Source organism: Litoribacillus peritrichatus (assembly GCF_039537985.1).
In the GTDB taxonomy this organism is placed as follows: Bacteria; Pseudomonadota; Gammaproteobacteria; order Pseudomonadales; family Litoribrevibacteraceae; genus Litoribacillus; species Litoribacillus peritrichatus.
In genome coordinates this window covers 85,084-99,388 of record NZ_BAABBN010000004.1, presented here as the reverse complement: position 1 = coordinate 99,388, position 14,305 = coordinate 85,084, and the positions used below count along the sequence as shown (strand labels likewise).

The 14,305-nt window shown below is 45.3% G+C and carries 11 protein-coding genes; 1 reads left to right on the top strand and 10 read right to left on the bottom strand.

What is annotated here, in order from left to right; genetic code table 11:
- Positions 1 to 8: 8 nt before the first annotated feature.
- From choW to ABD744_RS01615, 8 genes are all read right to left on the bottom strand, one after another.
- On the bottom strand, positions 9 to 842 hold the full coding sequence (gene choW, locus ABD744_RS01650; RefSeq protein WP_344794787.1) for a choline ABC transporter permease subunit: 834 nt from the start codon (positions 840 to 842) through the stop codon (positions 9 to 11).
- A 78-nt stretch (positions 843 to 920) separates the two neighbouring features.
- Complete coding sequence (locus ABD744_RS01645) at positions 921 to 1,853, bottom strand: choline ABC transporter substrate-binding protein (protein ID WP_344794785.1); 933 nt, start codon at positions 1,851 to 1,853, stop codon at positions 921 to 923.
- Between the two features lie 14 nt (positions 1,854 to 1,867).
- Positions 1,868 to 3,553 carry a choline dehydrogenase gene (gene betA, locus ABD744_RS01640; protein WP_344794783.1) on the bottom strand — a complete coding sequence of 562 codons (1,686 nt, stop codon included), beginning with the start codon at positions 3,551 to 3,553 and terminating at the stop codon, positions 1,868 to 1,870.
- A gap of 65 nt (positions 3,554 to 3,618) precedes the next feature.
- Entirely contained in the window at positions 3,619 to 5,082 is a 1,464-nt protein-coding gene (gene betB, locus ABD744_RS01635; protein WP_344794781.1) for a betaine-aldehyde dehydrogenase, read from the bottom strand.
- 319 nt (positions 5,083 to 5,401) lie between these two features.
- Positions 5,402 to 6,799 (bottom strand): prephenate-dependent tRNA uridine(34) hydroxylase TrhP, encoded by a 1,398-nt coding sequence (gene trhP / locus ABD744_RS01630; protein WP_344794779.1) that lies wholly within the window; start codon positions 6,797 to 6,799, stop codon positions 5,402 to 5,404.
- 88 nt (positions 6,800 to 6,887) lie between these two features.
- Positions 6,888 to 7,124 carry a hypothetical protein gene (locus ABD744_RS01625; protein ID WP_344794777.1) on the bottom strand — a complete coding sequence of 79 codons (237 nt, stop codon included), beginning with the start codon at positions 7,122 to 7,124 and terminating at the stop codon, positions 6,888 to 6,890.
- Positions 7,125 to 7,261: 137 nt separating this feature from the next.
- On the bottom strand, positions 7,262 to 7,789 hold the full coding sequence (locus tag ABD744_RS01620) for a DUF6586 family protein (protein ID WP_344794775.1): 528 nt from the start codon (positions 7,787 to 7,789) through the stop codon (positions 7,262 to 7,264).
- An 81-nt stretch (positions 7,790 to 7,870) separates the two neighbouring features.
- On the bottom strand, positions 7,871 to 8,164 hold the full coding sequence (locus tag ABD744_RS01615; protein WP_344794773.1) for a hypothetical protein: 294 nt from the start codon (positions 8,162 to 8,164) through the stop codon (positions 7,871 to 7,873).
- A 142-nt stretch (positions 8,165 to 8,306) separates the two neighbouring features.
- Here ABD744_RS01615 and ABD744_RS01610 point away from each other — a divergent pair, with 142 nt between their 5' ends.
- Complete coding sequence (locus ABD744_RS01610) at positions 8,307 to 10,454, top strand: carboxy terminal-processing peptidase (RefSeq protein ID WP_344794771.1); 2,148 nt, start codon at positions 8,307 to 8,309, stop codon at positions 10,452 to 10,454.
- A gap of 75 nt (positions 10,455 to 10,529) precedes the next feature.
- Here ABD744_RS01610 and yaaA read toward each other — a convergent pair whose 3' ends face one another.
- Positions 10,530 to 11,324: a peroxide stress protein YaaA gene (gene yaaA / locus ABD744_RS01605; RefSeq protein ID WP_344794769.1), complete on the bottom strand. Its 795-nt coding sequence runs from the start codon at positions 11,322 to 11,324 to the stop codon at positions 10,530 to 10,532.
- Positions 11,325 to 11,497: 173 nt separating this feature from the next.
- A complete protein-coding gene (gene topA, locus ABD744_RS01600; protein WP_344794767.1) occupies positions 11,498 to 14,188 on the bottom strand; it encodes a type I DNA topoisomerase in 2,691 nt (896 codons plus the stop codon).
- Between the last annotated feature and the right edge of the window lie 117 nt (positions 14,189 to 14,305).

Below are 14,305 nucleotides of genomic sequence, written 5' to 3'. Positions count from 1 at the left end.
ACCCGTATTTATTTTTGATGACTTCTGGACAAACGATCTAGCATGATGGCGATCAATACAATGGCCAAACCCGCTTCAAACCCCATGGCAATGTCCACGGTATTCAGTGCTCTCACCACGGGTTTACCCAACCCGTCCGCACCCACCAGTGCAGCAATCACAACCATTGATAAAGACAACATGATGCACTGGGTAACGCCGGCACGAATGCTCGACATCGCTGCCGGGACTTCAATTTTCACCAAGAGATTTTGGTTAGTACAACCAAAGGCTTTTCCTGCTTCAAGCAACTCTTTAGGCACTTCAGAAATACCCAGATAAGTCAGTCGGATGGGCGCGGCAATGGCAAACACAATAGTAGAGATCAGGCCAGGTACCACGCCTAAGCCAAACAATGTCAGGGTCGGAATCAGATAGACAAACGTTGGGATCGTCTGCATTAAATCAAGGATCGGCCGAAGCACTCGGTACAGCATAGGTCTGTGCGCGGCAGCAATACCAATAGGCACACCGATCAAAACACAAAAGCCGGTGGCAAAGAGCACCAGTGACAGGGTTTCTATGGTTTGTTGCCAATACCCCAAATTCCAAATTAAGCCAAGAGACAAAGCGCAAAACAGCGCGGTTCCCCAATGCCGTTGCCGCCATAAAGAAAATACAGCAACCAATGCTATGAATAACAAAGGATGCAAAGCAGACAAACCGTCTATTACCCCTTGAATTAAAAACTCAAGAGACATCGCTATAAAATCAAAAAATGCTCCGCTGTGTTCGATTAAACTATCAATCGCAGTTTCTGCCCAATCGCCAATGGGCAGTTTATTCTCGGTGATCCAACTCATAAGATTCCTGATTTGGATGAATTTAATAATAATAAGCCGGATCAATGTCCGGCTTATTATTAAATGAATGAAGTCAGATTAGTTCAACTTCAGGTTTTTCTTCAACGTTGCCAGTGCTGGCTGATCTTTAATGTCTTTAACGTTCTCTAACCAGTTCTCCAATACTTGTGGGTTCTCTTTTAACCACTCAGTAGCGGCCGCTTTAGGGGCTTTGCCTTCGTCCATAATGGCTGACATGACATCATTTTCCATTTGAAGCGAAAACGTCAGGTTCTGCAGGAACTGGCCTACGTTGGCGCATTCCTGAACGTAGTTTTTACGCACGTTGGTGTGTACCGTTGCACCGCCCAGGTTCGGACCAAAAAAGTCATCACCACCTTCCAGATACGCCAATTCAAAATTCGCGTTCATTGGATGCGGCTCCCAACCTAAAAATACGATCCACTTATTACGACGCTGCTTACGCTTCACCTGAGACAACATACCCGCTTCACTGGACTCAACCACTTTGAAGCCTTTCAGGCCAAATGCGTCTTGATCAATCATGTCCTGAATCAGGCGATTGCCATCGTTGCCTGGCTCAATACCATAAATTTTGCTATCAAACTTATCGGCATGCTTCGCAATATCAGCAAAGGTTTTAACGCCTGCGTCGTATACATGCTTAGGAACTGCCAGTGTGTACTTAGCACCATCCAGATTTTTATGGATGGTTTCTACGGTGCCTTTCTCACGATACGCCTTGATGTCTCCTTCCATGGTTGGCATCCAGTTACCAAGAAATACATCAATGTCTTTATTCTCTAATGACTTGTACGTCACAGGCACAGACAACAACTGAGTTTTTGTCTTGTAACCAATATTTTCTAACACAACGGATGCAATTGCAGTGGTTGCTGTAATGTCGGTCCAACCTACGTCTGAAAAGCGGACGGTTTCACATTGGTTTGCAGATACTGAAAGTGGAGCAGCCAAAACCGCTGACAAAAACAACTTATGTAGTTTTTTCATTTTCCTCTTAATCCTTAGATCGCCCGTGTTGGGTTATTCGTTTTTTGTTTTGATTTCCAATCGGCTTCCATACCAACCTCTTCGTTAAGTGGCGCAAGCGTGTCACACCCTTTGATCAAGTCAGCGGCTCGTTCGGCCACCATGATGGTGGGTGCATTCAGATTCCCGTTAGTAATGGTCGGAAAAATGGACGAGTCAACAACACGTAATTGTTCGATTCCGTGCACTCGTGTTTGCGAGTCGACCACCGCCATCTCATCACTTCCCATTTTGCATGAACAGCTTGGATGATAAGCGCTTTCTACTGTATCACGAATAAAGTCGTCTATTTGATCATTTGTTTGAATTTGCTCTCCCGGCTGGATTTCTCCGTCACGGAAAGCATCAAAAGCAGGTTGATTGATGATTTCGCGCGTTAATCGTACGCAATCTCGAAAACCTTCCCGATCCTCTTCGTGTTCCAGGTAATTAAATCGAATGGCCGGACTTTGTTTCGGGTCGGCACTCATAACATGGACATAGCCACGACTCTTGGGCTTATTATGGCCGATATGAACCTGAAACCCATGGCCGGCGAAGGCACTCTGACCGTCATAGCGCATCGCAGCAGGCAGAAAGTGGTATTGAAGGTCTGGCCACTCAACGCCCTTCTTAGAACGAATAAACCCGCAGGATTCAAAATGATTGGTCGCCCCCAAGCCTTTACGGGTAAAGAACCAACGGGCGCCAATCCAAAACTTGTTCCAAAGGTCCAATTTACCATTCAGGGTGATCGGTTGTTTGCATTTGAACTGGAAGTAAAACTCCAGATGGTCTTGCAGGTTCTCGCCGACGCCCGGTAACTCATGTTTCAGCTCAATGCCGGCTTTTTGTAACACGTCTTTTGAGCCGATGCCTGAAAGTTGCAGCAAATGAGGCGAACCAATAGGCCCTGCAGATAGAATTACTTCTTTCTTAGTTAGAACTTGCTGTGTCTGGCCTTGCTTTTCAAACTGAATACCAACTGCACGCTTGCCCTCCAGCAAAACCTTATGAACCAACGCATGAGTCACCACCGTTAAGTTCGGTCGCTTCAGTGCTGGTTTTAAGTAAGCATTGGCCGTAGACCAGCGAACACCGTCTTTGATGGTCATGTGCATTGGCCCGAAGCCTTCCTGCAACTTGGCGTTGTAGTCTTCGGTATGAAAGTACCCAGCTTCAACTCCGGCATCAATAAATGCCTGATACAGCGGATTTTCCATTTCATTGCCGTTATTCACCGCCAGCGGCCCTTCGCCGCCTCGATAAACATTGCCACCAAATGACCAGGTTTCAGCTTTTTTAAAGTAAGGTAAACAGTGAGCGTAATCCCATCCTTCAGCGCCCTCTTGCTGCCATTCGTCAAAATCTTTGGCATGCCCTCTGACGTACACCATGCCATTGATGGAAGAAGAGCCACCCAACACTTTCCCTCGCGGACAGTGCATCTTACGGTCGTTTAAGAAAGGTTCCGGTTCCGTTTCGAATTGCCAATTGTATTTCTTGGTATTCATTGGAATGGACAAGGCTGTTGGCATCTGAATAAAAATGCTCTTATCACTGCCTCCGGTTTCCAGCAGCAAAACCTCAACACTTGGATCTTCCGTCAGTCTGTTTGCCAGAACACAACCAGCAGAACCAGCACCAACAATGATGTAATCGTATCTTTCTTTTAAGGACATAATTTTTACGACATAACTTTAAAATAAAATATCTTAAAAATAGCTTCAAATAACAACCAGGCTACTTAAAACGGGCTCTCCAATGGGCTTAATCCCACATAGACAGATTTCAGCTGAGTATAATGCTTCAATGTTTCGGTCCCGTTTTCACGACCAATTCCAGATAATTTGTAACCACCTACCGGCATTTCAGCAGGTGAAGCACCGTAATTGTTGATCCAACAAATGCCTGCCTGAATTTTATGAACAACCCGGTGAGCACGGGTAATATTCTGAGTGAAAACGCCAGCCGCCAGGCCCAGCTCCGTATCATTGGCTCGGGCAATGACCTCATCCTCTTCGGTAAAGGTAAGCACAGACATCACAGGACCAAAAATTTCTTCTTTTACGATGGTCATATCATCATGACAGTCCGTAAACACAGTCGGAGCGACAAAAAAGCCATCCGGTGCCGACTCCGGTGACAGCGCAGCCCCTCCGGTTAACAAGGTAGCCCCTTCTTCTTTGGCTTTCTCAATATAATCAAGCACCAGCTGGCGATGCTTTGACGAGATTAATGCACCAAAGTTTGTCTCCGGATTCATCGGGTCACCAGCAATGATATTTCGTTGGATGCGATCCACCAGCTTTTTAATAAACTCATCGTAAATACTTTGGTGCACAAACACCCGAGTACCGTTAGTGCACACCTCACCCTGAGTATAGAAGTTACCTAGCATGGCCCCGGAAACCGCCTGATCCAGGTCGGCATCTTCAAAAACAATCAAAGGCGACTTACCGCCAAGTTCCATCGTGACATCTTTTAATGAAGAAGCCGCAGCGGCCATCACTTTTTTGCCCGTGCCCACTTCACCGGTAAAAGAAACTTTCGCAATGTCGGGATGGTGGGTTAACCAAATACCGACATCCGCCGCGCCCAGTACCACATTGAACACGCCTGCCGGTACGCCGGCTTCAATGAAAATTTCAGCCAGTTTTAATGCACCTAATGGTGTTTCTTCAGAAGGTTTAAAAATCATCACATTGCCAGAAGCCAATGCCGGAGCGGCCTTCCAACACGCAATTTGAAGAGGGTAATTCCAAGCCCCGATGCCGGCACAAATGCCCAACGGTTCTCTGCGGGTATAATAAAAATCATCGCCCAGAGTTTGTTGATTGCCTTCTAAGGACGGAGCAATACCTGCGAAAAACTCAATGGAATCGGCCCCTGTGACAACATCCACCTCAGAGGCTTCCTGCCAGGGCTTGCCGGTATCAATAACTTCGATTTCTGCAAGCTGATCGTTTCTTTCCCGCAACAAACGCACTGCATTTAATAAAATACGGCTGCGCTCCGTAGCCGTCATTGCAGACCAAGTCTGGAACCCCTTTTGGGCACTGGCAATCGCTAAATCCTGAATTAAACAATCCGCAACTTCGGCTTCGTATTCTACCTTACCTGTGGCCGGATTAATGACTTCGAAAAACTCGCCACTTTGATTTCGGAGATAACGGCCGTCGACAAAATTCTGGTAACGATTTAAGGCCATTTACTACACTCCATAACGTAAAACACTCAGGGCCGAATGCATAAATTCAGCCGCTAAATTTATTTTTAATTAACCGTTCAATTAAAAACATAATACGATTTTCTGAGTATTTCCGCAAACCGACCTTCCCGACCCACCCCCAAAACAACCAACTAACTAATTGTTTTAAAAGATAAATAATTTATTAATATTTTCTTAAACAAGACGAACGAAACACTCTCAGGACGAGGCATTCCGAGCTCCCAAAACCCCAAAAAAAAGCCTACGCTTTGTTAAAAGCATAGGCTTTTTCAGGAATTTCTGAGCGTTTACAAAACAATCAGAGATAGCGGATTAACATACCAAACTCTTCCAGTTGAGGGTCTTCTTGATTGACCCCTTCCGGCACAGGAATGTCCACCACATGGCCAGAACCTGGTGCAGAGTCTACCGACTCCCCCTTCTTATTGAGAATCTCAGTTAAATCAAACGGCACATTACCGGAAGGCTTAACCACCTCCAGCTTATCGCCCACACTGAATTTATTCTTAACATTGATTTTCAATTGACCATTTTCAGCGCTGGCAATTTCACCCACAAATTGCTGTTTATCACCCACTGAGTTTCCGGTTTCATAGTTTTGATACTGATCATGAACATGGCGTCGATAGAAACCCTCGGTGTAACCTCTACTGGCCAAACCTTCCAGTTCATCCATCAGCCCCATATCAAACGAGCGGCCCGCCTCTGCATCATCAATGGCTTTACGATAAGCCTGAGCGGTTCTTGCTGCGTAATAAGGGGATTTAGTACGACCTTCAATTTTTAAAGAATGAATGCCCATTTTAACCAGACGCTCAACGTGCTGAACTGCGCGCAAGTCTCGGGAGTTCATAATATAAGTGCCATGCTCATCCTCATAAATGGGCATGTACTCACCAGGTCGGGACGCTTCTTGCAGTAAGAAGGTTTCATTTTCCAGGCCGTCCACGTGCGGATCAAAATCGGAAGACAATGATGGCTTAAACGCAGCAGGATCAACTTCATTCACCGCAGACTCTTCGGCATGTTGCTGAACCGCTGCATCACTGGCAATGATATCACCGGTGTCCGTTTCTTTGGCATCATGAAGCTGATACTTCCAACGACACGCATTCGTGCAAGAACCTTGGTTTGGGTCTCGTTTGTTGAAATATCCCGACAACAAACAGCGACCGGAATAAGCAATGCACAAAGCGCCGTGAACAAACACCTCCAGTTCCATTTCCGGGCATTGCATCCGTATCTCTTCAATTTCATCCAGTGAAAGCTCACGAGACAAAATAACGCGCTCAATCCCTTGCTTATGCCAAAACTTAACTCCCGCATAATTCACAACGTTCGCCTGAACCGACAAATGGACAGGCATGTCCGGGAAATGCTCTCTCACCATCATGATTAAGCCAGGGTCAGACATAATCAGGGCATCCGGATTCAGCTCAATAACAGGCTGAATGTCCCTCAGGAAAGTTTTCACTTTGGAATTATGCGGAGCAATATTCGCCGCCAAATAAAATTTCTTATTCAGCGCATGCGCTTCATCAATGCCTTGTTTCAACGCATCAAGGGTGGAGAAATCATTATTTCGGACGCGCAAACTGTACCGAGGCTGGCCGGCATACACAGCGTCAGCACCATACGCGTATGCATTACGCATGGCTTTTAATGAACCTGCTGGGGAGAGTAATTCAGTTTTCATATAGGGATACGGCAATCGAAATGGGTACGGGATTTAAGCCAAATCAAAAGGCTTTGAATTGGCTGTTTTAAATTAAAAAGATGAGCAATTAATGCACAATCTTTGGAGCTTCTTCCAACTGTTCTGCTTCTTCCTGCATGCGACCGACAATCTGTAAGCCTGCCTGAATCATACCTTTGGCAATTTGAACATAATCGCCCTGGAGCATGGCTTTGGCTTCGTCAGAAAAGTGGATTGTCACTAACTGCTCATCTTCACTGTCTGCTTTTTGAAGAGCAACATCACCATCTGAAAGCTCAATAATTTCTAAAAAAGAGGTGGTCATATCTGGCTCCTAGTCATTTATGGGCGGATGATACCAGCTTTTGGTTGTTTTCTCAGCAGCTCAGATTGATATCAAACATCATTTTAGTAATCTAGCTTTAATAAGAGTTCCGGTATGAACCAGGAAAAAGTCCATGGTTAATCTTCAATCCGATAGCTTCTGATCGACTCCACCAACGCTTTTAATGATTGATACGCAGCCTGTATGTCAAATTCGCTATGAGCATCTTCAACCGACTGTACCGATATTGCATTAATCAACTGAGGCTCCTCAGCTTTGTATTCCGATTTCTGCTGCTTCGAAATAAAGCGATTGCGATATCGGCTCAGTAAGCCGGAAAGCCAGGAGTTTTGATCTTCAACCAGTGCCAATAACTCTGCAATGTCTCTGCGCCCGTTATCTCTGGTCATCAATGATTCATTCAATTCATTGAGTGTAATCGACTCTGGCTGAAAAACCAGATTGTGCTCAGCTGCCAATTCACACAGAAGCCCGGTATAAGCATTATACAAATGAGCAATAGCACTCTCTGCCAGCCCGGCTAATGTGTTCTTACCAAACGTCGACTGCTTTTGTTGCTCGGTTTGGTAATAAGATAAAATCACTTGAGCAAAGAATAATTTTTCATTGGTAAGTGGAATCCAATTTGATGCTTTATCCGCCATACATTTCTACCCATAGTTGACCCGGAACTCAGAAAATAAATGCCTTACTTTCTGATACGACTTCTGGCCATTATAAGTTGATTAGAGAATCTGTTCGACCAGATGATCATCAAAATGCCCTGTGACTGAATGCAGATCAACTAAATTTGGCTTTTCACAGGGTTTACCATGATAAAAAACAATCAAACCATGCAATAACTGACAAGCCGTATCGCAACCGATATAAAAGACGTTTTGATGTTGGGCATCCCGATACATAGCCAAACAACGGTTCGCTTCAATTTCTGCCAACACCACATTAAACTCACGTTCTAAGTTCAGGTCAGCGCGTTTTGCAATCTCTTCTTCCGTCAAAGTCAGTTCAAACCACGGCATATCTCCCCCCTAAAAAGCAACGATCTATACCTCAAGTTTAGACAGCAAACGATAATTGCGATGAAAAACAGGAACTTTATTTGCCCTCGTCTAATCTATCTGTAATATGGACACAACAAGTAAAAAATACCGGTATTATTAAATGACTTTGAAATTTGGCACATTGATCAGACGTTCCACCCTCTCGGCTTTGATGCTTTCTTTTGCACTTGGCGCGGCTTCGTACAGCGAAACCACTACCGCAGCCATCAGCGACAGTATTGAAGTTAAAGACTACTTAACCACATTATCCCCAGACAATATTCACCCTAAAACCAATCGTGAAATTGTTTTAAGCCTGTTAAAAGGCCATTACAGCAGCCCTACGATTGACGATACGTTGTCCAGCCACATGTTTGACAGTTATCTGAAAAGCCTGGACCCCAATAAACTTTACTGGACTAAGTCCGAGATTAAAGCTTTCCAAAAGTATCGCTTAAACCTGGACAACGCCCTACTGACAAATGATCTCAGTGCTGCGTTTGATATATTCAATCAGTATCAGAATAAAATGATTCATCGCATGGTTTGGGTGCAGGAGTTACTCGCAAAAGAAGCCAGCATCTGGGACTTTGAGAAAAAAGAAAGCCTAGTCATAGATCGCGAAGACGCAAAGTGGGCAGAAACGGATGAAGAGTTGGACGAACTCTGGAAAAAGCGAATTAAAAACTCATTATTGGGGTTAAAGCTGGCCGGTAAAACGGTAGAAGAAGCCACCGAAACACTTCAAAAGCGCTTTAAGAACCAACTGCATCGAGCAGGTCAAACCAAATCAGAAGATGTGTTCGAGCTCTACATGAACGCCTTTACCATGACGTTTGATCCTCACACAAACTACCTTTCCCCTCGTGATGCTGAAAACTTCGACATCAACATGAGTTTGTCTCTGGAGGGAATCGGCGCCGTGTTACAAAGTGACAATGAATTCACCAAGGTTGTTCGCCTGATTGCGGCGGGTCCGGCAGACAAAGCCGGTGAGTTAAAGCCTGGCGACCGCATTGTCAGTGTTGGACAGGATGAAACCGGAGAAATGGTTGACGTTGTCGGTGAACGACTGGACGACGTGGTTAAAAAAATCCGAGGAAAACGTGATACCACAGTACGCCTTGAAATCATTCCCGCCAGTGCCAGCGACATTACCCAAACCAAAACGATTTCAATTGTTCGTAACAAGGTTAAATTAGAAGAGCAATCCGCTCAAAAAGACATCATCGAGTTAACCAGAAACGGTGAAAGCTATAAAATCGGCGTCATTAACATCCCCACTTTTTATATGGATTTTGAAGCCTACCGAAAGCGCGACCCGAACTACAAAAGTACCTCCCGTGATGTTAAACGTCTGATTGGTGAACTTGAGCAGGAAGGCATCGACGGTTTAGTGATCGATCTCAGAAACAACGGCGGTGGTTCACTGTTTGAAGCCAGAGAGTTGACGGGTTTGTTCATTAAACAAGGCCCGGCCGTTCAGGTACGCTACACCGATCAAAAAGTGGAAGTACACACCAACGACGACCCGAATGTTTATTACAACGGGCCAATGACCGTGCTGGTTAACCGTTTGAGCGCATCGGCGTCTGAAATTTTCGCTGGCGCCATGCAAGACTACAAACGAGCAATTATTGTCGGCGGCCAAACCTTCGGTAAAGGAACCGTTCAGTCTCTTCAGCGTCTACGTCATGGTGAGCTCAAACTTACTCAGGCGAAGTTCTACCGAATCTCCGGTCAAAGCACGCAAGAGCAAGGGGTCATTCCTGACATCATCTACCCAAGCCTGTATGACAAGGACGTAGTTGGTGAAAGTTCTCTGGAAAATGCTTTGCCATGGGATACTATTCGTCCGATTCACCACAAAAAATACGGTGACTTCTCAGGCTTGATCAGCACTCTGGATGCTCGCCATCAGCGCCGTATTGAAAGCAACCCGGACTTCCAGTACCTCAACAAACAGATTGAGCGAATCAACGAACAACGTGAAAAAGAGCATGTATCGCTGAACGAACAAGAGCGAAAAGCAGAACGTGAGTCACTCGAGCTGACTTCGCTTGAACTGGAAAATCAACGAAGAAAAGCGAAAGGAGAAGCTGCCTTTAAAACCGTGGAAGAAATGAATGAGTTCAATAGCAACCAAGAAAGCACGGATAAGAAACCAGCTCAGGATGATGCCGCTTTGGTTGAATCCAGTGAAATATTAATCGACATATTGAGCCTAACCCCACAGGTTGCAGATAACGGTCGGGCACTGAAACTTTAAAAGTTTTCAGTAAGCTCAACAAAAAAGAGGCCGCAACGGCCTCTTTTTTTGTTTTAACGAATCACGGTGAAAAAATCACTGCGCAGACTCAGCTCTCTTAAACACCCATTCTTTATCGGACGATTCTTCCGGCGCGTATTGATAGCCCTGATAATCAAAGCGCTTCAGCTCTTCTGCTTTAGTCACTTGATGATCAATGGCATAACGTACCATCAACCCTCGTGCTTTCTTTGCATAGAAACTGATAATTTTATATTTACCGTTCTTTTCATCTTTAAACGTCGGCGTGATCAATTTACCTGCCAGTTTCTTGGTATTCACCGATTTAAAATATTCATTGGAGGCCAGATTGACCAGTTCTTCCGAGCCCAATTCAGCCAGCTGACCATTAATGTACTCAACCGGCTTATCAGCCCAGAACTCATATAAATTTTTGCCCCGGCCATTATCCAGTTTAGTGCCCATTTCCAAGCGATAAGCTCGCATCAGATCCAGAGGGCGAAGCACACCGTATAAGCCGGACAATATCCGTAAATGCTTTTGAGCAAACGCCTGCTGAGCCGCATCAAGGGTTTCGGCATCCAGACCCGTGTAGACATCGCCCTTAAACGCAAACACTGCCTGCTTGGCTTCTAAGGTCTCAAAATCAACATCGTTAAATGGCGCTTTCCAGGCCTGATAACGATTCGCATTCAACTCGCCCAGTTTTGCACTGATTTTCATCAATTCTGAAATATCATTTGGCGACTTATGCTTGAGTACATCAATCAATTCAGCTGAATCTTCCAAAAACAACGGTTGAGTGAACTTTTGAGTAACTGGTTGGTTTTCATAATCCAGCGTCTTCGCCGGAGAGATTAACATCAACATTGACAGAGCCTTATAGTCAGTCTGAATTCTTATGAGTTTAATGATACCAAAATACGACAATTTAAGTATTTGGTTATTGTTATTAACTGGATAGATTTCTTTAAACCGGATTCCGCAGGCAAAAAAAAACCAGAGTGTCACCCACCCTGGTTTTTAGCCGTCACAGCCAACAGTTACTTCTTGGCAGCTGCTTTCTTTTTAGGCGCGGCCTTGGCCTTAGGCTTCTTCGTTTCGGTGTAAGTCCATTTCTTAGTATCCTGATCGAAAAATGCCGTCCAGCCTGTGGCTTTACCTTCTGCATTTTCGGTCATCAAATACTGTTGTTTGGTTTTACGACTGAAGCGAATTTGAGCTTCGTTTCCATTTTCATCGTGGGTTTCGCCTTCCAACAAGAAATGATACTTAGGATCAATTTCAGATTTATGGGGCAACAACTCAACCACTTTTGGTGCTCGGGTTTCACGATTTTTAGGGAACTGACTGGCCGCCAGGAACATCCCGGTCGCACCGTCGCGCAGAATATAATGGTCTTCAACCTTCAGACACTTCAATTCTGGCATTGGTACCGGGTCCATCTTCGGTGGCGCAGGCTCACCGCTTTTCAGCAGCTTGCGAGTGTTCTTACACTCTTCATTGGTACAACCAAAGTACTTACCAAACCGGCCCGTCTTCAATTGCATTTCAGAGGCACACTTATCGCACTCCAGTACCGGCCCATCGTAGCCTTTAATTTTAAAAGTGCCTGCCTCTAGCTTATAGCCTGAACAAGCCGGATTATTACCACAAATATGAAGCTTACGAGATTCATCAATTAAGTAACTTTCCATCGCGTTGTCACACACCGGACAACGCTCTTTCTGACGTAAGGCCAACGATTCGGCTTCGTCTTCATCACCCACTGAAACCGCGACAGCGTCATCACCCGGTGCGAGATTTAACGTCTTCTTGCATTGTTCATCTTTCTTCAATGCATAACCTGAACACGCCAAAAACACTCCGGTCGTGGCATTTCGGATCAACATATTTCGCTCACAATCGGGGCACTTAATGTCAGTCTCGGTCGGGTTATTCGGACGCATGCCGTCTTCAGACTCAGCATGTTCAAGTTTCTTACGGAAATCACCGTAGAACTCATTGAGAAGCGCTTTCCACTCCTTCTCGCCTTCGGCCACATCATCCAACTGTTCTTCCATGCCAGCGGTGAAGCCATAATCCATCAGGTTGTTAAAACTGTCCATCAAGCGGTCGGTAACGATTTCGCCCATTTTTTCAGCATAAAACCGCTTGTTCTCTAAGCGAACATAACCGCGATCCTGAATCGTTGAAATAATAGAGGCATACGTTGACGGTCGACCAATGCCTTGCTTTTCAAGCTCTTTGACGAGCGCAGCTTCACTGAAACGTGCCGTTGGCTTGGTAAAATGCTGCTTAGCATCAATTGAATCCAGATTCAGATCATCGCCTTTTTTCAGATCCGGAAGCGTAATGTCTTCATCTTTTTTCGCAATTTGAGGCATCACTTTGGTGTAGCCATCAAAACGTACCACTCGACCACGGGTCTTCAACTCAAACTCGCCAGCCGTGACAGTAATCGTAGTAGACGTGTATTCGGCCGGCACCATCTGACAAGCCACAAACTGACGCCAGATTAATTCATACAATCGCTGAGCATCTCGCTCCATATCGGATAATGAAGAACCGATTTTATTCACATCCGAAGGACGAATTGCTTCGTGCGCTTCCTGAGCGCCTTCTTTTGAAGAATATGTATTAGGTGCTTCCGGCAGGTATTTGCTACCAAAGTTATCTTCAACGTAGCCTCGACAAGCCTCTACAGCGTCTTTGCTCAATGCGGTGGAGTCAGTACGCATATAAGTGATGTAACCCGCCTCATAGAGCCTCTGAGCCATCATCATTGTCTTCTTCACACCAAAGCCAAGACGCGTACTCGCAGCCTGTTGCAATGTTGAGGTAATAAAAGGCGCACTCGGCTTGGACTTAGTCGGCTTATCTTCACGCTTCGTTACCTGGTAGTTGTAACTATTCAACTTGGCAACTGCGGCTTCAGCCTGCGTCTTGTTAGTCGGCCGGAAGGTTTCGCCATTTTCTTTGGCCACCTGAAATTTAACATTATCTTCCGACGGCTTATTCAGCAAAGCAAACGCATCCCAGTACTCTTCTGGGTTAAACGCCCGAATCTCTCGCTCACGCTCAACCACCAGACGCACAGCCACCGATTGAACACGGCCGGCAGACAATCCTCGGGTAATTTTGCTCCACAACAATGGCGACACCATAAAGCCAACGACACGATCCAGAAAACGTCGTGCTTGCTGCGCATTGACCCGAGCCATATTCAATTCATCCGGCTCTTTAAAGGCCTCCTGAATTGCACTTTTGGTAATTTCGTTAAAAGTAACACGGCTGTAACGGTCTTCATCACCGCCAATCACTTCTCGAAGATGCCAGGCAATCGCCTCTCCCTCTCTATCCAAATCGGTTGCGAGATAGATATGGTCAGCGTTTTTGGCCAACTTCTGTAATTCATCAACAACTTTCTCTTTACCCGGCAACACCTGATACGTCGCTGCCCAATCCTTTTCAGGATTAATTCCCATTTTCTGAATTAATTGGTTATGAGATTTTTGCTTTTTGTAAATCGCTTTTTCTTCAGGCGCCATCTTACGCGTCTTAGCAGCTTCGGCTGCACGCGCTTTCGTATCAACCGGCTTTTTATTTCCCGCACCGGTAGGCAAGTCCCTGATGTGACCAACACTGGACTTAACAATGTAATCATTGCCCAGATACTTATTGATCGTTTTTGCCTTAGCTGGAGACTCCACAATAACCAGAGATTTCGCCATAAATTCCTTACTCATCACCTATCAGCCAGCATACAAAGTGGCCAGAAAATTATTATTTGGTCGAATATATAGGGGTAAATAACCGCAGGGTCAAGAAAAGATTATAAAAACCGAAAA